This window comes from Prosthecobacter sp. (genome assembly GCF_044222565.1).
GTDB lineage: Bacteria > Verrucomicrobiota > Verrucomicrobiia > Verrucomicrobiales > Verrucomicrobiaceae > Prosthecobacter.
Genome location: NZ_JBGANA010000007.1, coordinates 258764 through 280700, shown reverse-complemented (window position 1 = coordinate 280700; position 21937 = coordinate 258764). Strand labels below are relative to the sequence as shown.

Here is a 21937-nt window from a genome sequence, read left to right as displayed (position 1 = left end):
TACCTCATGTTCACCTACCCGCGCCGCATCGCAGCCAGCGATCTCACTTACACGGTGCAGACGTCGCCGGATCTCAGCAACGGAAGCTGGGGCACTCCGGCCGGCGAAGTCACGGAGATTGGTGCCACTCCGAATGGAGACGGCGTAACAGAGACAGTCACCGTTCGCATCGGACCAGCAATGAGCAGCGGAAACGCACGACATTTCGTGCGCTTAAAGATCACCTCACCTTGATGTATCCTTGTTGATCCACGATCGCAATTGCCGCGCTGCTGACATCCTTTATGACAACGTGGAACGTGTTCCACTCGCCAATCGGTTTTTCCGCCTTCACTTTAGTTGTCACCACGCCATGAATCTTGGCAACATAGGCTGGAGCGGTCCTGTAGCCCCCAAGATCCAACCGAAGAGCACCAATAATCCGTGCTTTTTTGTTCACATTTGGACGCATTCTTGATGCGTCAGTCCACCCACAGCTCAAAGTCTGCATAGACCGTTGTCGTCCACAGCTTTCGGTCCCCCTTGGCTTCCCCATGGGGAGCGCAGTCAATCACTCAAGCCGTGGTTGTCGGGCTGTGTGGTGGTCCTTCCCGTCCGATCCTAACTTTTGAAGTGTGAAGTGCTGACTTTTTCTGCATGGCTGCCGGGGTAAGAATGAGCTGTACTGATGGACATCGCGAGGAAAAAAAGGGCCATGAAAAGCAGGGAATGCCCACATTCCGCGGTGTTGCTGAGTTTAGGCAGCACCACCAAATCTTGGAATTTACGAAACCAAAACACTGATCGGAACATTTGCCTTGGCGACAAGCAAACCTTCTTCTACCCGCGCATGAACGAACTGTCGATCACCCCAGCCACGCCTTCCGCCCCAAGGCCAGCACGCCTCGTTTCGGTGGATGCGCTGCGTGGCTTCGACATGTTCTGGATCATCGGAGGAGAGCAAGTGGCGCACGCGCTGGAGCAAACCAGCGGCGGCCCCCTCATCTCCACCCTCGCCACCCAGCTCCAGCATGTGGAGTGGGCCGGGTTTCATTTTTATGACGCCATCTTCCCCCTCTTTCTCTTCCTCGTCGGCGTCGCCATCGTCCTCTCGCTGAATCCCGCAAAGACGGCGGACGGGCGCAGACCCGCGCTCATGCGCATCCTCCGGCGCAGTGCGCTTCTCTTCGGCATAGGCGTGTTGTACTATGGCGGCATCGCGCGCCCATGGCCGGATGTTGCGCTTTCCGGCGTGCTGCCACGCATCGCGCTCTGCTACCTCTCCGCCGCCACACTGCATCTCTTTCTGCCGCGCAAGGGCATCATCATGGCCGCGCTCGCCTGTCTCATGGGTTACTGGGCCCTGCTCACCTTCGCGCCCTTTCCCGATGTCAGCCTGAAGCACCCGACGGTGGGGAAAAAAGGCCCGCCAGCCGATGCCCGGACACCCGCGCAGCTCTTCGCTGGCGCCGCCACTACGCACGGCGTTTTTGAGGAAGGCCGCAACTTCACCCACTACGTGGACGCCACGATGCTGCCTGGCCGCAAGCGCAACTTCTACTACACCAACGAAGGCCTGCTCAGCACCATTCCCGCAGTGGCCACCACCCTGTTTGGCATCATGGCCGGATGGGTGCTCACCACCGCAGGCTGGAGCGGGTACCGCAAAGCCGCGTGGCTGCTCGGCGCAGGTGCGGTCGGCGTGGTGCTGGGTCTGCTCTGGGGGCTCGACTTCCCCATCATCAAGCGCATCTGGACCTCCTCCTTCTGCCTCCTCGCCGCCGGCGTCTCTTCCCTGTTCCTTGGGGTCTTCTATCTCGTCATCGATGTCTGGCGCTGCCAGCGCTGGGCCACGCCTTTTCTCTGGATCGGGGCCAATGCGCTCACTGCTTATCTCCTCGTGAGCGTGGTGAATTTCGAAGAACTCGCCGCTCGCTTCGTCGGCGGGGATGTTCGTGTGTTTCTCGATACTCACCTCGCTTCGGGTGCGGGCCTGCTCACCATCGCCCTCGTTGGTCTCCTGCTCCCCGTGCTGCTTCTCCGGTTCCTTTATCAGCGCAAAATCTTCATCCGTTTATGAGCTCTCCAGCATTTCTCCGCCGCCTCTTCATTCTCGGTGCAGCCCTCATCATGGGCATGCCGCTGCGCGCCGCTGATCAACGGCCCAACATTCTTTTCATCCTCGGCGACAACTGGCGCTGGCCGAATGCCGGTGCACTCGGAGACACTCACGCGCACACGCCAGCCTTTGACCGCATCGCCCGCGAAGGCGTCGTCTTCACCCACACTTTCAATCCCGTGCCCTCCTGCTCGCCCACGCGCTCCTGCCTGCTCACCGGCAAGGCCGCGCATCAGCTCGGCGAGCGCGCCAGCCTCTGGAGTGCCTTTCCCAAAGACACCCCCGTCGTCACCCAGATGCTTCGTGAAGCCGGCTACGACATTGGCTACACCGCCAAGCCCTGGGCCCCAGGCAATCACGCCATCTCCGGCTGGGAAGAAAATCCCGTCGGCCCGAAGTTCGCCAGCTTCGCAGATTTTCATGCCAGGCACGACGCCACAAAACCCTTCTTTTTCTGGCTGGGAAACACCGACACCGCCACGCACGCCGGGAAGATGGACTTCGCCCAATACGCCCGTGAAGAAAATATCGCCCCCGCGTCCCTGCCCATCCCACCAGAACTCCCCGACTGCCCCGAGCTGCGCAACGACCTGCTCAACTACTATGGCGGCATCATCAAGCTCGACCGCACCGCCGCCGCAGCCCTCGCCGTGCTGGAAAAAGCCGGACAGCTCGAAAACACCGTCATCATCTACACCAGCGACAACGGCTGGCAGATGCCTCGTGGCCTCGCCAACTGCTACGACTCCGGCTCCCGCGTGCCCCTCGCCATTCGCTGGGGCCGCCAGGTCACCGCCGGGCGCCAGGTGGACGACTTCGTCAACGTCGCCGATCTCTGTCCTACGTTCCTCGACCTCGCTGGCATCTCTCCTCCATCCGAGATGAGCATGCACAGCCTCAAAAAACTCCTCCTCGACCAGCCCGATCCCACCGTGCGGGACGCCGTCTTCATCGAGCGCGAACGCCACGCCGATGTGCGGAGGGACAATCTCAGCTATCCCATCAGAGCCGTCCGCACCCGCGACTTCTTGTACATCCGCAACCTCCGTCCCGACCGCTGGCCCGCTGGAGACCCCGATGTATTTTTTCTCCACGACCGCCCTTTTGGAGATGTTGACACCACGCAGGTGAAAGACTTCCTGCTCAAGCACCAAAACGACGCCGCGTACGCAAACTTCATCGCGCTCATTTTTGGCAAGCGCCCCGCTGAGGAACTCTACGACCTCCGCGCCGACCCCGCGCAGATCCACAACATCGCAGCCCAGCCCGAAGCCGCCGCAACGCTCCAGCTATTGCGCGCCCGCGTGGATCAGTGGATGAAAGACACCCACGACCCGCGCCTCGATCCCGCCTACGATGGATGGGACCACTTCCCCTACTACGGCAAAGCTCCGAAAGCGCGTGAGTGAAGAGAAAAGCAACCGCACCGCCGGCCCGGACATTCACAGGGTGCCCCCATGCCTATGAAGACTCTTTGCGCCGCCCTGCTGGGCCTCACTTTCCTGCTGCACGCACATGCCGCCAGTCCGGCCCCCTCGCTCGTCGTCGAGCAGGATCAAGCACGCATCCTAGCGCTGGCGGAGAAGGCGCTCTTCATGCCGCCGGACAGCCTCACCCAGCATCCCTCCCCGCTCAATCCCGGCACCGCCCATGAGTTCTTCTCCATGAGCGACTACTTCTGGCCGGACCCGGACAAACCGGACGGCAGGCCCTACATTATGCGGGACGGCCAGTCGAACCCCGAGAACTTCAACGAGCACCGCAAAGCGCTCATGGCCATGCGAGATGCCACCTCCGCGCTCTCCTCGGCCTACCTTCTCACACAGGACGAAAAATATGCGCAGAAAGCCGTCGAACTGCTCCGCGTGTTTTTTCTCGATCCCGCCACGCGGATGCATCCCAGCCTCGATCACGCGCAGGCCATCATCGGCAAGTCCACCCCCGACCGCGGCACTGGGCTGATCGACACGCTCCATCTCATCGAAGTCCCGCTCTCCATCCTCGCGCTCAAAGACTCCAAGGCCATGACGCCTGAAACCTTGGATGCCCTGCGCCAGTGGTTCACCGATTATACAAAATGGTTCGTCGAAAGCACGAAGGGCAAAAATGAAGCCAAGGCAAAGAACAACCACGCCGTGGCCTACTGGCTGCAGGTGGCCGCCTTCGCCACACTCACCGGAGACGCCGCGCTGCTCGCCGAATGTCGCCACCAGTTCAAGGAAGTCTTCCTCGCTGTGCAGCTCGCCCCCGATGGCGGCTTCCCTTTGGAACTCGGCCGCACCAAGCCCTACGCCTACTCCATCTTCCAGCTCGATAACATGGCTGCGCTCTGCCAGCTACTCAGCACGCAGTCAGACAATCTGTGGACTTACACCGCGCCAGACGGCAGGTGCATGGCCAGGGCCGTGGCCTATCTCCATCCCTATCTCGCGGACAAATCCGCCTGGCCCTTGAAGCCAGACATCCACGCCTGGGCAGGCTGGCCCGTGCGCCAGCCCGCTTTGCTGTTCGGCGGCATCGCCTTTCACGAAGACAAGTATCTGCAGCTCTGGCGCACGCTGAAGACCGACCCGCAGGACTTCGAGATCCGCCGGAACAACGCCATCACCCAGCCCCTCCTCTGGACCACGCTGCTGCCTCCTTCTTCCCCCGCCTCGGCGGCCGCACCGAAGAAACCCAATGTGCTCTACATCTTTGCGGATGATCTGACTGTGCGCGCCGTCAGTTGTTACCCACAAGCCAGCCCTTGGGTCAAGACGCCGAACATGGATGCACTCGCCGCCAAAGGAGTCCGCTTTCACAGCGTTTACATGGCCGCGTATTGCATCCCGTCCCGAGTCAGCATGATGACAGGCAACCTGCCTCATGCCGCTCAAGGGAACTTCACCGGACCTCAGCTCACTGGCGAATCCTTGAAGCAAGAAATCGCTCAGCATCCTTTCTGGCCTCAGCGCCTGCGGGAAAGCGGCTACCGCACCGGCATCATCGGCAAGTGGCACATCTCCTCACGTCCACCAGCCCTGGGCATCGACTGGGACACCGCCATCCATTGGAGCAAAAGCCTCGTCAATGCCTACTACTACGGGCAGAAGATGATCTTCAACGGCAGCGCTCCCACCAGTCTGGACGGCTACAGCGTGGACCGCCACACCGATCTGGCGATCGACTTCATGAAAGCCCTCGGCAGCAAGGACAAGCCCTGGTTTCTCTGGCTCTGCTACTCCTCCCCTCACAAGCCCGCAGACCCCGCCGAGCGTCACAAGGGCGCCCTCGCGGCGGTGACCGACATTCCAGAACCCGCGAGCATGAAGCTGCGCGATGGCAAGCCAGCCTACATCCGAGACTACGGCATGCCCCGTTGGAAAGGTGTTCAGGAGGCCATCCGCCAGTACCATGAGTGCGTCATGGCGATCGATGAAAATGTGGGACGGCTCACGAAAGCTCTGCAGGAAACCGATCAGCTCAGCAACACCGTCATCATCTTCACCGGGGACCAGGGACTCGCTCACGGGCAGCACGGCCTCGTCAGCAAAAAGGACGCTCCATACGATGCCGCACTCTGCTCCCCTCTCATTTTCTCCTGGCCTGGTCATTACCCGCAGGGCCGCGTCAGCGAAGAGCCGGTGAGCGGACCGGACATGGTCAAAACCCTGCATGAGATCATGGGCCTCACACCCCTCGCCTCCATGGATGGCACCAGCCTGCTGCCAGCCGTGAAAGATCCCGACTGCAAGCTGGCTCGGGACGCCATGCTGATGACCAACGTGCAAAACCACATGGGCGAAAGAATCCCCGAAGGAGTGAAGAAAACTGAAAGGATCATCGCACGCGGCGGCAAAGGCGAAGCCGCCATGCCAGACTGGGCGATGATTCGCAGCGGCGTCTGGAAATACGTGTGCTACTGCGGCGACGCGAAAGAGGAGGAACTCTACAACCTCGCCGAAGACCCGGAAGAGATCATCAATCTCGCCCTCCTGCCCGCTCATCGCGCCAGGCTGGAGCAGCTGCGCCTCGCATGTGCGCGGCAGTTGCGTGCCACACAGTCGGGCTTCAGTTCCGGTCATTACATCGACTTCTTTCCTTTGCTCAAAGACCTCCCTGCAAATTAAAAAGTGTCCGCTGGAGTTGCCCGGAAGACATTGAGGGCAACTCAAGGCCAGAATCTTCGGTCCCACGGAGGTGTCCGGCCTCCCGCTCATGGATCGAGAAATATTATCTCGTCATGGCAGGCCGGGGACGCAGCCGATGTCCATGATCACTCTGATGCTTGGGCCCTGCCTTGTGGTGGGCCATTTCAGTTGCAGGACGCTTGATCAATGAACGAGATCCGCCAGTGCCACGGAGATCTTCGAGGAGCTCAGCCACCCCCTCCATGACGCAGGTAGGCTGGTACACATAGTCGCGGATGTCTTCCAGACGCGTCGAGCCCGTCAGCACCAGACATGCCTGCATGCCCACCTCAATGGCTCCCCGAATATCCGTTTCCATCGTGTCTCCCACCATCATCACCTCCTCCGTCCTGCGCTGCAAAAGTCGGCGCGCACGTTGAAACATGTACGGATTGGGTTTGCCAAGATAATATGGCCGCTGGCCTGTGCTGGCTTCCAGATAGGCTGCCAGCGCACCCGCTCCCGGCCGCGTCACCTCGCCTTTGACCGGACACCAGTTGTCCGGGTTCGTCGCGACAAGCCTTGCCCCCTTCTCGATCAACTCGTGCGCCTTGGAGAGCTTCTCGTTGGATTGCATTCCCTCACCCACAACCACATACGTCGGACGGATCGAATCATTGGCGATCCCTGCTTTTTGGAGTGCCAGCGTCAGCCCGGCATCTCCGACGACAAAGGCCGTGCAGCAGGGATGCGTCTGCGCCAGAAACTCAGCGGTGTTCATCGCTGCGGTGTAAAAATGACGCGCCGCAATGCCCTTGATGCCGAGATGGTTGAGCTTCACCACCAAGTCCTCAGGCGTGGGTGCCGAGTTGTTCGTGACGAACATGAACGGCGTGGATGATTCCACGAGGTGCTGGATAAATTCCGCCGCTTTCGGGAGCAGATGGTTTTCTCGATAGATAACCCCGTCCATGTCGATGAGTAGTCCTTTGGTTTGAAGCATGGGTCTGGATTTTTGTTTCGGGTGGGTTCTCTGACGATCACGGGCATGCCTGATATCTTTTGGATGTCCCTGACCAAAGGCTTCTCAATTGGGCGAGGCTTTCAGATCGCCTTCACGCATCCTCGACCACGACAGGCAGAGCATGGCTCTCGCGGAAAAAAGCGGCGAAAAAGATCCACACTCCCACGGCACACCACGCGGGAACCTGCCAGATCAACTGCCATTCATGCAGCAGGCCGACAGCTGGAGGCGAAAGCGCCTTCCGCTGCAACACCTCTCCAGCCAGCAGCGTGCCCACGAAAGAACCCGCCCCCCAGGTGACAAAAGCAATCAGCCCCTGCGCAGCACCGCGCATGCGTGCACCGGCCGTCTCGTCCACATACAACTGGCCGGCGATGAACAGAAAGTCATAACAGGCCCCATGCAGCAATATCGCGGCAAAGATGAGGGCTGCCTGTGAAGTTCCGGCTGAAACACTGCCCGCGAGCAGGAAATACCTCACCACCCAGCAGGCCGTCCCCAGGAGGATCGTCTTTTTGTAACCGAGACGCTGCAGAAACCAGGGCAGCAGGAGGAAAAACACCACATCCGAAAGCTGCGCGAGGGATGTCTTTACCAGCATGTTCTCCCATTTCAACTCAGTGAGATAGATGCCAAGGTTCACAAAATAGAAGTACAGCGGGATGCAGAGAAAAAACATGGCAATGATGAACACGGCAAATGAGGGCCTCTTCAGCAAGGCCAGCGCATCCAGACCGAGCACCTCCCCCAGCCGGACATCCCCGCCCTTCTTCGGCGGCGGTGTGTGGGGCAGGAAGAAGGCCATGATACCCAGGAGCAGCGAACCGCTGCCCGCCAGATAGAACTGAATGCTCGACTCCGCACCGTCCACCAGATTGAGAACGACCAGTCCCGCGATAAAACCCACGGCGGAGAAAAGCTTCACGCGGGGAAAATCCCGCCTGGCATTTTCAAGGTGGTGCAGCGCCAGCGCATTTCCACAGGCCAGGGTGGGCACATACAAAATGCAGTAGAGAATCAGCACTGGATAAAAAGCACCGAAATTTCGCAACTGCGGGATCACCAGCATGACCAGTCCGCCCAGCAGACCAAGCACGCCGATGATGTGCTCCGTTGCAAACCAGCGGTCGGCGATCAGCCCGGTGATGAAAGGAGAGATCATGGCTGCAATCGCAAATGCTCCGTAGGCCAGGCCCACCTGCGCACCGTCAAAGTGCAGAGTGTTCACCAAATAGGTGCCCATGCTGACATACCAGCACGCCCATATGAAGTATTGGATGAACATCACCCATGACAGACGTGCGCGAATGGAAGACTGGCTCATTGAAATGCTCATGGCTGTTCTTCCAGCTGGTTTTTAGATTGTGTATTCTGCTTCATAGCCTTCATCAAAAGCGCCGCCGTCTCCAAGCTCTTCGCAGAACGGATCTGCCTCACGCCAGCGTCATAAGTTCCAAGGTCTGGCCACCTGCCGACGGCATTCAGTGTGCCTTCAAATCAATCATTTCATCAGCCTGCAGCAGTTCTTCTGAAAGCAATTGACTCATGAGCGATGGCTGCTGACCTCTGGCCAGGGAGCGGACCTCATTGGCGGCCAGCGGCTGTTTCTTCACTTGAAAGTCTTCGGCCTCACGAAGCCCCGAAATGTTTCTTCCCTCAAGGTGAGCCTGCATGGCAAACACGGCCCGGCGAAAAATAAAACTCTGATTGGCTCCGCCCCGCGGCAGGCTTTTAACGGTCGTTTCCCCAAGCAGAAAACGGCGCAGCCGCATCGCCGGATGATCTTCTGTCAGCATCGTTCCCGTGCGCACACCCTCCAAAAATTCGAGCGATTTGACGGCGTCAATTTCATGATACAGCACCGCGGCAGAAAGGAATGAAGCCTGGCTCAGGCCACGGGTGTTTTTATTGGCCCCTTTCATCGCGGCAATGACTGCTCGAATGTGTTCAATGTGGCATTCAAGAGTCTGTTTGACCAGAAAGTCGGAGGGCACCACGCCACTCTCACTGCGGACAAATCTGCGCGTGAGGCATGCGGCAATTTCCACTTCCTGACGACTGATGGCCAGACCGGCGAGATACAAGGCATCAAACAGTGTGCGACGCCGCTGGCGGTCCACCTTTTCCTGACTCGAACTGGGCAGCCCCAGTGTAATCAACATCGGGACAGCGGTTTTGGCGCGGACGATTGCATGGAGTCTGTGCTGTCCATCCACCAGTTCTCCCTTGTCATTAAAACCTATGCCTGCTGGAGTCAGACGCCACTCACCCGCCTTGATTTCCATCACGTATTTTTGCACCACATTCTCGGAAAATTTGCGGTTGTGGACGTTCCGCTCCAAAAGTCTTTGCGCAGTCGAAACAGTCAACCAGACCGCGACACAACGCACACCAGGAATGGCGTCGAGCTCTTCAAGATTCACCCTGGGAAACTGGCCGTTGAGAACAAGAGTTGGTTTCATGAATGGGACAAGAGTGGGGTGTTCGAAGTGTGACAGGCAAATGGATCTGAAGAATGTCGCGAAAAGTTCCGGCCAAAGAGGACCGCATGCGAGACACCAAATTGCTGAACGGCCTTTTCGCGGCGCGCCCTGGCTGGTTTTTCCTGGTTTCAGCTTGAGGTGTCTTCGCTCTTTTCCTCATAGAAGTCGGGATGCCTTGATGGGCTTTGCACGATTGTGGGGCATGCTGGGAGGAGCAGGCGGATAGAGCAGATTGAGCGTCTGCTCCCTCAGCCATGCGGCCAGAGATGTTTGTTTAACGCCCAGCCGCAGGGCGATGACCTGGCGCGTGACACCCGCACGCTGCATCTCGCGCGCCATCTTGAGAAAGCTGGCTTTTTGTTCCGCAGAGTATTTAGGAGGAGGAGGCATGGCTTAAAGTAGGAGGGTTCATCTTGATTCCTCATGCCACACGTCGGCGGCGCGCCAGCAGTCCACCAATGCCCAGGGCTAGAAACAACATGCGCCCCGGCTCCGGCACGATAGAAATGGTGGAAATGCTGCCGTTGATCATGAAATTCCTGATGTCCCACGCGAAGCCGGAACCGCTGATGTCCGGAAGATCAAAACCAAGATTGTCATCTCCGTTTCCCAGCAGATAGCCGGCGTAAGAGCTGGCACTGAAGCGGCTGTCAAAGCTTGTCGTGTTCACGTTCGACCAGTCGATGAGGTCAAAAGTGGTGGCCTGCACCGGCGTGTAGCCTGAAGCAGTGACCGTTAGATTCCCATTGAATGAAAGCGTGCCGGCTGAAAGTCCGTCGAAGACCAGCTTGTCTCCTGTACCACCCGGATTGATGCCTAGAATGACGGAGCTTCCAGATTGGAAGCTGAAATTGCCGGAACCGGAAACTGGCGTAAAAGTGAGTGTTCCATAGTTGGACTGAGCTGTGCCATCCCCAGCCTGCACCATTGCTCCGCTGCTGGCCGTAAAAGAGGCGCCTTTGACAACCCCTGTTCCTAATATTGTGCCACCGTTCTGCACGGTTACGGCTCCCGTTCCAGTAGCCCCGACACCGGCGGTGCCAACCTGCAGTGCTCCGCTGGTGACTGTCGTTGTACCCGAGTACGTGTTGGAGTTGCTGGTAAATACCGTGGTGCCGGTGCTCGTATTTGCCACCTCAACGGTCCCGCTGCCAGTGATGGACTGGGTAACTGCCAAACTATCGCTGCGGCTGGTTTTGAGACTGGCTCCGCTGGCAATGTTAATCCCACTGGTCGAGTTGATGCTCCCTGTGGTCCCTCCATTGCCCAGTTGCAGCGTGCTTTCTGCAATGTTCGTCGCGCCGGTGTAGGTGTTGTCCCCTGTTAGCGTGATCAGCCCGGTGGCGGCCCCTCCCGTTGCAGCCCTTCCAATCGTGAGCTGGTATACCCCCTGAATCTGTCCGCTGATAGTACCTGATCCGCCTCCGATGGCTGAGTCGGCTTTGAGCGTGATCGTTCCGCTAAGCGTGGTGTTGGTTCCCAGCCGTATCGCAACCGCAGTATCCACGCCTAAAACTGATCCGCCTCCCGCGATATTGAAATCATTGGAGATGGTGGCATTGGTCAAATTGACATAGACCTGAGCTCCGGCACTCACGTTGACAACTCCCGTTCCGAATGCACCCGAGTTATCAATCCGGACTCGCCCAGAGTTCAGCCATGTGCCACCCGAATAGGTGTTCGCACCGCTAAGGGCGACGCCGACATTTCCACCATTGTATTGACCGATCACCAGCCTGACCGCCCCCGTTCCATTATCAACAATGGTGGACTTAACAGTCACACCATTCGACGAACCGGCCCCGAAATCCAGGATGGCAATCTCCCCGGCAACATTGTCTGCTCCTCCGGCAGTCAGCTTGCCGTTGCCCACGACATTGCCAATAGACAGGGTGGTGTTTGAAGCCGTCCCCGAGCCGATGAGAATACCGCCCTGCGCACCGAGCCTCAAAATGCCAGTGCTGCCAGTGCCCGCTGCTCCCACCGTAATCGTGTTCGCACCAGAAGCCCCCGTGCCAAAGCTCAGAGTTGCAATGTCGGTGGTCGCCGCATTTGCCGTGGACGCACTGATTGCGGCCGTGGTCACCCTCGCATTGCCTGCTGCATTGCCGGAGATCGTTCCTCCTGTTGCCAATGCCGTGTAGCCCGTGTAGGCGACAATGTTGCTGCCGCTTTTAGCCGCATAATCGTTGCCGCCCACGGCCGCCCATCCGCCTATGATCCCGCTGGTCGCGTCCACAGCCGTGCTTGTTGTGATGCCATTGGTGGCAGAGGCGGCGCCTGTGGGTGTGACAAAATTCACCAATCCAGCCACGTTTCGGGTGATCGCTCCCAAATTTAAAACGATCGGATTCGCCGTCGCATTTGCTGTGACGGAAACCTGGTTGCTGGCGGCATTCAACGTCAGGCCGCTGATCGTCTGGCTGTTGGTAGTGCTCGCCTTGCCTGTCATCGAAAGCGTAGGCATCACGGTTGCAAGCCCAAGCTGGCGCTGAGACGTGATCGGACCTCCAAGGATTACAGCCCCTGTGCTCGAGAGAAGATTGGTGGCGTTGTTTGCAAAATCCAACGTCAGCGTTCCATACAGAATCGTCGTGCCGCCGGTGTAGGTGTTGATTCCACGGAGTGTTTGTGTGCCCGAACCCGTTTTGACCACGGCCACTGTGCCGGTGCCTGCGGTGTTGTTCACAATCACGCCCGCATAAACCGCCGTCGCATTTCCGTTTCCAAGGGTAAGCGTCTTTGCGGTACCCGTTGCATTATTCACGACCCTGCTGTTGGAATTGTTGTTCGCCTGGACCAGACCGTTGATCGATACATCAAACCCATTCAGGTCAAGGGTGGCAGTTTCGAAGCTGTCAAATACCACGTTGCCTTTGCCCGCACCGAAAGGAAGAGCACCAGCCACGCCTGCTTTGAGAGTACCTTGGTTGATGGTCGTATTTCCGGCATAAGTATTCACGCCTGTAATCGTCAAAATATTGATTCCCAGCTTCGTGAGCCCCCGCGTCGACTGCGAAGTACTGTAGGTGAAGTTTCCCGCCGTGGTATCAATGCCCACGACAGAGGTCGCGTTCATGCTCACCCCCGAGAAGGTGTTGTTCCAAAGAGAATCAACGTCCGCGGCAGAATAGAATCCCGCGCCGCCAGTCCCCAGACCGAGACCTCCTGATGCTCCAACGCTAATGGTGCCGGCGCCGGGCTTGGTTGCTGTGTTGCGCAGTGAAACAATACCTGCGGATATCGTGATTCCACCGGTGAAAGTGTTGTTCGCACCCGATAGATTGAGCACTCCGGAACCTATCTTGCTGATGCTGGCGCCCGCTGCCTGCTCACCAATGCTGCCGGTGACTGTCAATTGACGATCAATCGTGTCAAAAGTAACAACACCCGTCAAATTGACAGGACCTGAAAAATTATTCTGCGTCGTGACTCCATTTTCACTCTGCAGAATGGCGCCATTAAGCAAATTGAGAGTCCATGCGACTGCGGTGCCCTGTGCAAAAACAGACAGAGTGGCTCCGTTCCGAACAGTGATCGTGCTGGCGGCAGTCCCTCCCGTCACTCCCGCGAAGTTCAGCTCCCCCTGAACCACATCAATGTTTCCCGTATTGCTGAACGCTACCCCCACAAGGCCTACATAGTTTGCCCCTGTCTTGGTCAGGGTAAAACCGTTCATATTGAGCGACGGCGAATTATTTCGAATGTCCCATCGGCCGGCTCCTCCGATGGTCGCGTCGGATCCCAGGGTCAAAAAGCTCAGCGCGTTGCTCTGTTGAGTGGCAGTACCGCTCACTATCGCTCCGTTCCCGCCCACACCAGATCCAAAAATTGTAATTGCTTCCAATCCCAACATTTTCGCATTGATATCCAAGGTGGCTCCGTCGCTCACCACAGTCCCCGAGGCATTGGTTCCCAGTGCCGATGATGTGGAGCCAGAGGATGACGCACTCGCCCCTGCTTTGAATATGCCCTCATTGATGACTGTTAGTCCTGTGTAGGTGCTGACGGCGTTGACACTGAGCGTACCAGCCCCCGATTTGATCAAGGAGGAAGAACCGGAAGCGTTGTCACTCACCAGATCCGAGAAGGCCACATCCCCGCTGGCAGTGCTTACCACTAACTCTTTGCTGGCTCCGATGTTGACCCCATTGCCAAAGGTAAGAAGGCCGCCGCCGACGTTCAAAATTCCATTCGCCGTAATTGCCCCCGTGATTGTGCCCGCCCCCCCGGTGTAGCGAACCGTGTTGAATGAGGCTCCAGCCCCAGAAGCGCCAGCGGCAGCCAAGTCATAATTGATCGTCCCTGTAGTATCAGTGATGTCTGCCGCCGTGATCGCAGCAGTCCCGGTATAACCTGTGATGTTACCACCGCTCACCATTGCATACTGCGTGGCCCCTCCGGTCCCCAGACTGGCCCAAGGCCCGATGATTCCGGTGGCATCATTGGAAATCGTGCTGGCAGCCAGGGTTCCTGCCCCCTGGATATTTAGAATGGAACCACTCCCCCGGGTAAAAAGCCCCGTATTGAGAGTGAGCGTCCGCCCTGCCGCGACATTCCATGTCTGGGCTGCATTGCCCAGCAAAGTCAGGCCCGATGTGATGGTCAGGTCTTGTGTCGCTGCACTCATGTCAATTCCTGCGCGCCCAAGCGTCAGAGTATTTCCCGATCCGATGGTGACCAGCCCGGAAGGCGCCAAAATGGAAATACCCTGCCAGCTTGTATTCGCCCCGAGAAGCACCGTATTGGACGAGCTCACCCCCGCGGCCCAGCGCGCCACATCTCCCGCACCTGGAACGACCCCGCCCACCCAACTGGAAGGTAGATTGAGATTATCCGCATTGTCCGCCTTCAAGATCACCGCTGCTCTCAATTGCGCAAAAGACAAGTTCAACGTGAACGTGATGCCCATGGCTATCCGGCAAATTTTTTGAGTGTTGTCGCGTCGGCTCATAATTGATCAGGCAGTATTCTTTATGCATGTTGTGGTTGCCCCATCAGCAGGGATGAACCATGAACATTGGCGTCATCCTTATGAACAATTGCGTGACCGATGAGCTGATGCCGCCCCCGTTCTGAACACATGCATCTGCCGATGTCTGCCCGGCGGATGCCCCATGACTTTTTTGAATACTTTGCTGAAGTGCTCCAGATGCTCGTAGCCGCAGCGCTCGGCTATTTCGATCATGGAGAGATCGGATTGCTCAAGATGCAGGCATGCGTGCTCGCATTGCACGCGCCAGATCTCATCCAGCAAAGTGCGATTCAGCAAGCCTTTGAATCGCACCTCCAGCTGACGTCTTGAGATTGGCACACGATCCACGAGATCGCTGACACGCAACCCCCGGCAAGCCTCTTTCTGGATGATGCGCAACGCACGGCCCACATGCGGGTCTTCGACCGCACATACATCCGTGCTTCTTCGAAAGGCAATTCCCCTCGGGGGCAGCGCTGAGATGATCCCGCTTGGGGGTTGATGCCCCGCCATCCAGCTATCGAGGGTCTGGGCGGCCTTGTAGCCCGCTCCTTCCCCGTCCAGAATCACGCTGGACAACGGAGGCGTGCAGATTTCCACCACTGAAATGTCATTGTCCACTCCCAGGACCGCCACATCTTCCGGCACGCGAATCCCCTCTCTCAGACAGGCATTGATGACATTGATGCCCATCTCGTCATCGCCCGCCCAGACGGCAAGCGGGCGCGGTTGTTTCACCAGCCAGTTCAAGATGAGTTTCGAAATTCCTTCCGCGGCAAAATCATCCGGATGGATCAGCAGTCTTGAAAGCTCTTTGCCTCTCAGCCCAAGCAGATCTGACAAATGCCGGCACCGCTCCAATGACCACTGCTGCTGCGATTCGCCTACAAAAGCGTGATGTCGAAAGCCTCGGTCCTCAAAACATTTCAAGGCCATTTTGGCCGCAAGAAAGGGCTCCTGCACGAAGGTTGGAAAAAATGGATTCTTTAATGCCCCGCTTACATTGACCACCGGCAGCCCGGTCTCCTTCAATGATTCCTCCACCTCCAGAGAATCCACCCGCGCGATGACACCCCGGCTTCCCCATCGCTTCAAACACTCAGGAGGCGGCTCAAACCTGCGACGGCGGATGATGTAAAGACTCCAGGGATGAAGGCTCTGCTGCTGATACCGGCTTATCCCACGCAGCAGGTCACGCGCGTATGAATTGGTATCGTCGATAAGTACGACGACTTGCAGGCCTGCGGCTTTAGCGGGTTTTTTGACACCAGAAGACTGGAGGTGATGCTGTAACTGGGAGTGCAATAACAGTTCCGGGGTTCATCTGCATATGTTCACCCCCTGGCTCCGGTTGCTGGAAGGCAGCATCTTTTTTGATTTTAACGGAATCCTCCGGCCCGAAAAAAACGGTCACAAAATCACACAACCGTTTCAGCAGCGAGACATCTGCAAAGTCCCTTCCAATGCAGTCAGACCCGCCGGTTTAAACCCACCTTGGCGCGGCGTCCTGGCGCTCTCTCCATTCATCCTACTGCCGTCGTTTCTTCTCACCCATGTCATCCGCCCCCCGTTCTCACGCTGAGGTATTCGAAAAAATACCGACCTTCATGTTCGACAGTCCCGTCGAGGCAGCTCGTGAACTTGCCATCCAAGTTCGCGAGCTGCTGGAATCGCGTCACCAGAAGAATAAAACCGTCGTGCTGGGATTGGCCACGGGCTCGACCCCCCTCCCATTCTATCGTGAACTCATCAGGCTGCATCGCGAAGAGTCACTGAGTTTTAGAAACCTCATCACCTTCAATCTTGACGAATATTATGGCCTCAAGGAAGACCATCCCGAAAGCTATGCCAGATTCATGGCGGATCAGTTGTACGACCACATCGACATCCAAAAGGACAACATCCACATCCCCAAAGGCAGCATTCCTGGCGATCAAATCTTCGCCCACTGCCGTGACTATGAAGAGAAGATCGAAGCCGCCGGAGGCATCGACTTGCAGATCCTGGGCATCGGCCGCACCGGACACATTGGGTTCAACGAACCTGGCTCCACCAAAGAAACTCAGACAAGGCGCATCACCCTCGACAGGCTGACACGGCTGGATGCCGCCGGCGATTTTCGCGGCGAGGAAAACGTGCCCCGTTTTGCCATCACCATGGGAGTTGGCACCATTCTACGTGCGAAGAAAATTGTACTGATGGCCTGGGGAGAGGGAAAAGCGGCGATCGTGGCCCGCGCTGTTGAGAAGCCCGTGACCGACGCAGTTTCGGCCTCATTCCTTCAAGAACACGCCAATGCGTGCTTCTTCATTGACCACGCGGCCGGGAAAGAACTCACCCGCGAAAAGCTGCCCTGGCTGGTCGGGCCGGTGCAGTGGCCCCCGGCAGAGACGATGCGTGCAGTCTGCTGGCTTAGTGACAAACTCAACCGTCCCGTTCTCAAAATAACGGATGAAGACTACAATGAACACGGCCTCTCAGACCTCCTCAGCGATCAAGGCCCGGCCTATCAGTTGAACATCCGCATTTTCAATCGCCTGCAGCATACCATCACAGGGTGGCCGGGTGGCAAACCCCGCGAAAGCGACACCTTCCGACCTGAGAAAGCCCACCCCTACCCCAAGCGCTGTCTTGTCTTCAGTCCCGAACCTCAGGACGCTCTCATCGCGATGGGGGGCACCATCGACCGCTTGCAGGAGCAAGGCAATGAAGTCTGGCTCATCTGTCTGACAAACGGCTCTTTGAGGGTCAATGACAGCGAGGCGGAAAAATTCGTCAGCACTCTCGCAGAACTAGCGGCCACCGGCTGCGGCGGAGATTCCTGGGCGGTGCAAAAGAAGTATGCCAGCGATCTGCTCGAAGTCGTCAAGGCCAAAGGCGAGTTCGGGGAAGATCCACCCTCATTGCGTCAGCTCAAAGGTCTGGTACTTCGCGGAGAGTCCCGCGATGCATGCAGCCTGCTCCGCATTCCTGTCGAACGCGTCATTTTCGCCGACCTGCCCTTTTATGAAAACGGCCGCTACCGCCGCTTTAGCACCGGCCCGGCTGACGTGGACAAGATTGCTGCCATCTTACGTCAGGTGAAGCCGCACCAAATCTACCTCACCGGCCACTCGGCTGATCCCAATTCTGTCCCCGCCCTGACTTTTCGTCTAATCGAAGCAGCCTGGTCTCAGTGTCAGGATGCAGAGTATCTGCAAACTAGCTCGACATGGCTGTTTCCAGCCAAGGAAAAAATGTTCGAACCCCATGAGATTGACATGGCTGTGCCCATGAGCCCGCTTCAACTGGAGACCAAAAACCGTTCGATCAACCGCTTCCAGTCACTCAGCAGCCAGGAACGATCCGTGCCTCAGCAAAACCGATCCATGGCCGCTTGCTACGATGCGCTCGGACTCGCGCAGTACGAAGCCATTGAATGTTTTAGACGATGGAAGAGGTAGCAAAAAAGCAAATGCCCAGGCCCGCATGAGTTTGCGGACCGGGGCATCCCTCGTGGCCATGCTCAGGGCAGGTTGGGTGCGGACACCCGCCAGGGCTGCCGCACAATCTGAAGCTCCTCCGGACTCAGCGCCCGGTTATAAAACCTCACCTCATCTATCGCACCGCGAAATCTGCGGGCGGCACTGTACGTGTCCCATCCCAGCTGGATGGCGGCATTGAAACCACCTGGAGCGTGAGCGACATTATGCACTGACGTTTGCATCCCCTGTCCGCCATCCAGGTACAAAGTGGCAGATGCGGGCTGGATCACCAAGGCAACGAACGTCCATGTGTCATCTGGGACAATGAGACCTGAGCCCCAGTTGTAGTCCCCCCCTTTCCATGAGTAGCGCAGTTCATTTCCGGCGCCCAGCATCAGCCCGCTGGTGTAGGCTGCGTTTCGTGAAAAGATCAGACCCGCCCACTGAGTTTGACTCCCGCTCCGTTTGATCCACCCAGTGATGGTGAGGGTGTTGGTGCTTAAGTCTGAAAGCACAGGCGTCGTCACTGTGTCATCCAGGCCATCCAGGCTCACCGCGCGCCCCTGTGCTCCGCTGGTCCAGGCCGTCCCGTTGACAAGCGTGCCGTTCAATCCGTTGCCGGTCACATCCTGAGATGCCGTGCCGCTGTTCTCATTCAGCGGCAGGTAGTGCACCAGCCCAGTAGGAGCAGGCACTGAGGGGATGCTCACATGCATGGGAACACCCGCATACAGCTCTGCCTGGTAGTTGAGGCTGGCATCATCCGTGGGATCCGGCAGCGGAAATTTCACCGTCACACCATTGCTCACCTCCTTCACAGTCACAGCTTCACCCATCATTGGATATAACCCGGGTAGAACATTGGAATAACTGCCGGCTTTGAGTGACAAGTTGAGGGTAATGTTGATTTCAGTGTTTTCGTAGGTGGACGTGGGGTCGCTGGCACTGACCTCCCAGTTGTCTCCGTTGCGGCGTAGATGCACCAGCGCCGCACGATCTACAGACACCTGCAAACCTGTGGATGTCATGACCGACGTTGGAGCGTGAAAGGCCAGTTGCACGGTGCCAAGAGCATGGTCGTAAATACCCTGCACACCGTTCCCATTGCTGACCACTTCGATGTTACTTTGTACCACAGCCAGGTAAGCCGGCATTTCTGCAGCCGTGATGTTTGGGACAATGATGTAATAATAATTGGTGAGACTGGCAGCAGCAGGATCCCTCCCGTGCTCAAGCGCCAGGTGGATGATGGGCGTGGTTGAAGTATCGGATGTGTCGGTGTCCACCACCGCCGCACCTCCGCAAATGTGCAGAGGCTGCTGTCCCTGGGGAAAAATGACATACCCCGTGCTTCCTTGATGGACCCATGTAGGCCCCGAAAGTGGAAGACTGAAATCGACCGAAGTCCCCTGGATAACAGTGGTGGGAGTAGCATTATTCACAGAGTAGGTCAGGTTAGAGACCCAGGCCGTCTGATCCACGGTGGTGATGATCGTCCGCCCCTGGCCCGTGGCGCGGCGTGCCACGTTGGCCCCCAGGGCGATGGCTTCGGAACCCGGGAAGAAAAATGCCTTGTCCGCCTGCGCCACGGAATAGCTTTGACCTGAATAGGAGCGGTATTCCATGGCGGCAAAACCAGTGACGCCGTCTGATGCCATGCCTGCAAAATTGCTGCCACCAGCCTTGTTTTGATCTCCCGAGGGGATGGCGTCGTTTCGCCACTCCTCGGTGACACCCGGCAAAGCGTGCCAGTCCCAGCGCTTCTTGACATTGACGTCGTACTCAGCACCGCCGACCTTGCATTGCAGAACTCCGCTGCCGGCATGCCAGGACTTGCCGACCGAGTCAAAATCCTCCGCGCCGGTAGTCAGATCACTGGCCATCTTTACAGAAAAGAAAAACGAGGCGGGATTCGAACTCGCCCCGCCATTGCGGTGCACCATGTAGTTCCCGACCCAGAAAGGAAAGTTTCCAGTGGCCTGCTGCGCACCTTGGGTGATGGAAGTTCCCCAGGCTGACAACTGTGCTTCGTTTGTTATCAACGTTCCCGGCTGCTTGGCAGCCAGCAATCGAGTGATGTTGCCAGGCATCGCGTTTACAAATTTATTTTTAAAGTCCGCGTAGTATCCGCGCCCTGATACAGTGAAATCAAAGTCTCCACGATAGACCATTTTGTCATACGTGTAGAGATAGTGGTCCGAAATAAACTGATACCCATAACTCCCAAGATCGAATCCGCTGCCCTGCAGCATCTGGTAACTGTAAATGGGCTCGATCATCCATTCTCCACCGTAAGCGTTCATGGCAATGTCTGTCGCAAAATCAGTGTGATGGGACACCGTTCCATCTGGCTGAAAGCCGGACTGCACATACATGTGCGCATTGCGAAAAGCATGCCGCACCCAGAACACAAAGTCATCGAGAACCCCGTGAGGGGTCCATCCGGGCATGTATAACGTGCCGGGATACTGTGTGTAATAATCCCCATACCAATAAGGCATGTAGGTGATCGGACGATTATAGTCTGCCCAAACAGCAGGCAGCATCATCCAGCCTCGAAAGCGGTGCCCAAGATTGGCGTCTGAGAATGCACCTTCCGTATGCTGCGTGTCCGTTAAATTGCCCCATCGAGCATCAGGACTGTCAATGATGCGGTAGGACGGCTGGTTACCATAGCAGATCTGAAAGAAACGGACCAGCCTTTCATGCAGATCGGCGGCAGTCTGATCTCCTGTGCGCATTTCGGCAAGAAGATCCGCCATGATCCAAGCCGCAGGTCCCAACAGGGGATCGGTGAACCTCCATTGATGGGTCAGATCATTATAACTGACGACTCCATATTCACTTAGTCTGTAGAATCCATCTCCATAATCCGTGCCAATGGGATGCGCTGGCACCAATACATTATTGACAGTCATGCTCGGAACTATGACAGCGGCTGGATCCAGCATGATCCGGTCGAGGAATGCTCGCATGGCGGAATAGATGGCAGATTTCAGCCGGGCATGGTCCGTCACGGTTCCACCCGGGCCATACTTCGGCGAAGTTGCATAGGCTTTGCCCAGCCCCCCTATTTTTGAGGCAACAGCCGCCCAGTTGTCCCCCTGGTAGGAGTGGTTGGCGATGAAAGTCGAGATTGGAGTGGTATAGAAGGCATAGACTTGAGGCTGCCCGTTCACCAAAGGTGCGGCAACGTCGATAAACCGGCCGCCATTGTTCTCCACTTCCGTGATCAATGAGGCCACGGCGCTGTCAATGTAGCTCGTAGATCCATAAAGCCGGGGCTCCCCACGAGCTCTGGACTTTGCAGAATCTAAAAATCCATCATACAACGGGCTGCTTACCGCATGAATGACCACATTTGCCTGGGCCACGGAGTTGCTGCCATCGAGAAGAGACACTGAGACAGGATAATCCAGCGCATTCGCTGATACAGAAAGCCCCGTCTTGACTCGCAGCATCCCCCACAGCCGTGAGATGGAATCCCGCTGGTCCACCACCTCAAACAGCCCGGACGGATCACTCGTGATGACAAAGTGATAAGTGGAAGGCACCGGAGTCTTATGTGCATCTTTGTTGCTGAGAAGATGGATTTTACCATTCACCTCCGTCCTCCCCGCGCTTCCTGTTTTAATGTCGAAATAATTGCCAAACAAGGTTTCAGCCCTCGCCATTGTCATGCTTGCGCAGGCGAAGGCTATTCCAAACAACGCTGACGTATATCGGTGATGTGGTAGTCGTTTCATGGGTGTTCTCATGCTCCTTTGATGAATAATATTCAGTC

The 21937-nt window shown here is 57.3% G+C and carries 13 protein-coding genes; 5 read left to right on the top strand and 8 right to left on the bottom strand.

The annotated features are described in order from the left end of the window. Window positions 1–6 precede the first annotated feature (6 nt). Window positions 7–234 carry a hypothetical protein gene (locus ACILSR_RS12765; protein WP_395750163.1) on the top strand — a complete coding sequence of 76 codons (228 nt, stop codon included), beginning with the start codon at window positions 7–9 and terminating at the stop codon, window positions 232–234. Here ACILSR_RS12765 and ACILSR_RS12760 read toward each other — a convergent pair. Next, the gene (locus tag ACILSR_RS12760; protein WP_395750162.1) at window positions 221–439 is read right to left on the bottom strand and encodes a hypothetical protein; all 219 of its coding nucleotides are present in this window, start codon (window positions 437–439) and stop codon (window positions 221–223) included. The two genes, ACILSR_RS12765 and ACILSR_RS12760, sit on opposite strands and share 14 nt — an antisense overlap. A gap of 390 nt (window positions 440–829) precedes the next feature. Between ACILSR_RS12760 and ACILSR_RS12755 the strand changes: the two genes are divergently transcribed. From ACILSR_RS12755 to ACILSR_RS12745, 3 genes are read left to right on the top strand one after another with little or no spacing between them, the layout of a single operon-like run. Beyond that, window positions 830–2059, top strand: coding sequence for an acyltransferase family protein (locus ACILSR_RS12755; RefSeq protein WP_395750161.1), 1230 nt, complete (start codon window positions 830–832; stop codon window positions 2057–2059). Further along, a complete protein-coding gene (locus ACILSR_RS12750; protein WP_395750160.1) occupies window positions 2056–3507 on the top strand; it encodes a sulfatase in 1452 nt (483 codons plus the stop codon). Before ACILSR_RS12755 ends, ACILSR_RS12750 begins: the two co-directional genes overlap by 4 nt. Before the next feature lie 54 nt (window positions 3508–3561). Next, a complete protein-coding gene (locus ACILSR_RS12745; protein ID WP_395750159.1) occupies window positions 3562–6207 on the top strand; it encodes an alginate lyase family protein in 2646 nt (881 codons plus the stop codon). 103 nt (window positions 6208–6310) lie between these two features. On the opposite strand, the gene ACILSR_RS12740 is transcribed toward ACILSR_RS12745, so the two are convergent. From ACILSR_RS12740 to ACILSR_RS12715, 6 genes are all read right to left on the bottom strand, one after another. Continuing rightward, entirely contained in the window at window positions 6311–7210 is a 900-nt protein-coding gene (locus ACILSR_RS12740; protein WP_395750158.1) for an HAD-IIA family hydrolase, read from the bottom strand. Window positions 7211–7322: 112 nt separating this feature from the next. Beyond that, window positions 7323–8567 carry an MFS transporter gene (locus tag ACILSR_RS12735; RefSeq protein WP_395750157.1) on the bottom strand — a complete coding sequence of 415 codons (1245 nt, stop codon included), beginning with the start codon at window positions 8565–8567 and terminating at the stop codon, window positions 7323–7325. A 145-nt stretch (window positions 8568–8712) separates the two neighbouring features. Next, the gene (locus ACILSR_RS12730; protein WP_395750156.1) at window positions 8713–9693 is read right to left on the bottom strand and encodes a hypothetical protein; all 981 of its coding nucleotides are present in this window, start codon (window positions 9691–9693) and stop codon (window positions 8713–8715) included. 177 nt (window positions 9694–9870) lie between these two features. Then, window positions 9871–10104, bottom strand: a complete 234-nt coding sequence (locus tag ACILSR_RS12725; protein ID WP_395750155.1) for a hypothetical protein — start codon at window positions 10102–10104, stop codon at window positions 9871–9873. 31 nt (window positions 10105–10135) lie between these two features. Next, on the bottom strand, window positions 10136–14668 hold the full coding sequence (locus ACILSR_RS12720; RefSeq protein WP_395750154.1) for a beta strand repeat-containing protein: 4533 nt from the start codon (window positions 14666–14668) through the stop codon (window positions 10136–10138). 78 nt (window positions 14669–14746) lie between these two features. Continuing rightward, the gene (locus ACILSR_RS12715; RefSeq protein WP_395750153.1) at window positions 14747–15994 is read right to left on the bottom strand and encodes a substrate-binding domain-containing protein; all 1248 of its coding nucleotides are present in this window, start codon (window positions 15992–15994) and stop codon (window positions 14747–14749) included. A gap of 248 nt (window positions 15995–16242) precedes the next feature. On the opposite strand from ACILSR_RS12715, the gene nagB reads away from it, so the two are divergent. Next, a complete protein-coding gene (gene nagB / locus ACILSR_RS12710) occupies window positions 16243–18132 on the top strand; it encodes a glucosamine-6-phosphate deaminase (protein ID WP_395750152.1) in 1890 nt (629 codons plus the stop codon). Window positions 18133–18194: 62 nt separating this feature from the next. Here the strand turns inward: nagB and ACILSR_RS12705 are convergent, their stop codons facing one another. Continuing rightward, window positions 18195–21899 carry a polysaccharide lyase family 8 super-sandwich domain-containing protein gene (locus ACILSR_RS12705; RefSeq protein WP_395750151.1) on the bottom strand — a complete coding sequence of 1235 codons (3705 nt, stop codon included), beginning with the start codon at window positions 21897–21899 and terminating at the stop codon, window positions 18195–18197. Window positions 21900–21937 lie beyond the last annotated feature (38 nt).

Coding starts and splice junctions, on each gene's coding strand:
- ACILSR_RS12705 (WP_395750151.1), bottom strand. CDS start 21,899: ATGAAACGACTACCACATCACCGATATACGTCAGCGTTGTTTGGAATA.
- ACILSR_RS12720 (WP_395750154.1), bottom strand. CDS start 14,668: ATGAGCCGACGCGACAACACTCAAAAAATTTGCCGGATAGCCATGGGC.
- ACILSR_RS12745 (WP_395750159.1), top strand. CDS start 3,562: ATGAAGACTCTTTGCGCCGCCCTGCTGGGCCTCACTTTCCTGCTGCAC.
- ACILSR_RS12735 (WP_395750157.1), bottom strand. CDS start 8,567: ATGAGCATTTCAATGAGCCAGTCTTCCATTCGCGCACGTCTGTCATGG.
- ACILSR_RS12730 (WP_395750156.1), bottom strand. CDS start 9,693: ATGAAACCAACTCTTGTTCTCAACGGCCAGTTTCCCAGGGTGAATCTT.
- ACILSR_RS12725 (WP_395750155.1), bottom strand. CDS start 10,104: ATGCCTCCTCCTCCTAAATACTCTGCGGAACAAAAAGCCAGCTTTCTC.
- ACILSR_RS12755 (WP_395750161.1), top strand. CDS start 830: ATGAACGAACTGTCGATCACCCCAGCCACGCCTTCCGCCCCAAGGCCA.
- nagB (WP_395750152.1), top strand. CDS start 16,243: ATGTCATCCGCCCCCCGTTCTCACGCTGAGGTATTCGAAAAAATACCG.
- ACILSR_RS12765 (WP_395750163.1), top strand. CDS start 7: ATGTTCACCTACCCGCGCCGCATCGCAGCCAGCGATCTCACTTACACG.
- ACILSR_RS12750 (WP_395750160.1), top strand. CDS start 2,056: ATGAGCTCTCCAGCATTTCTCCGCCGCCTCTTCATTCTCGGTGCAGCC.
- ACILSR_RS12740 (WP_395750158.1), bottom strand. CDS start 7,210: ATGCTTCAAACCAAAGGACTACTCATCGACATGGACGGGGTTATCTAT.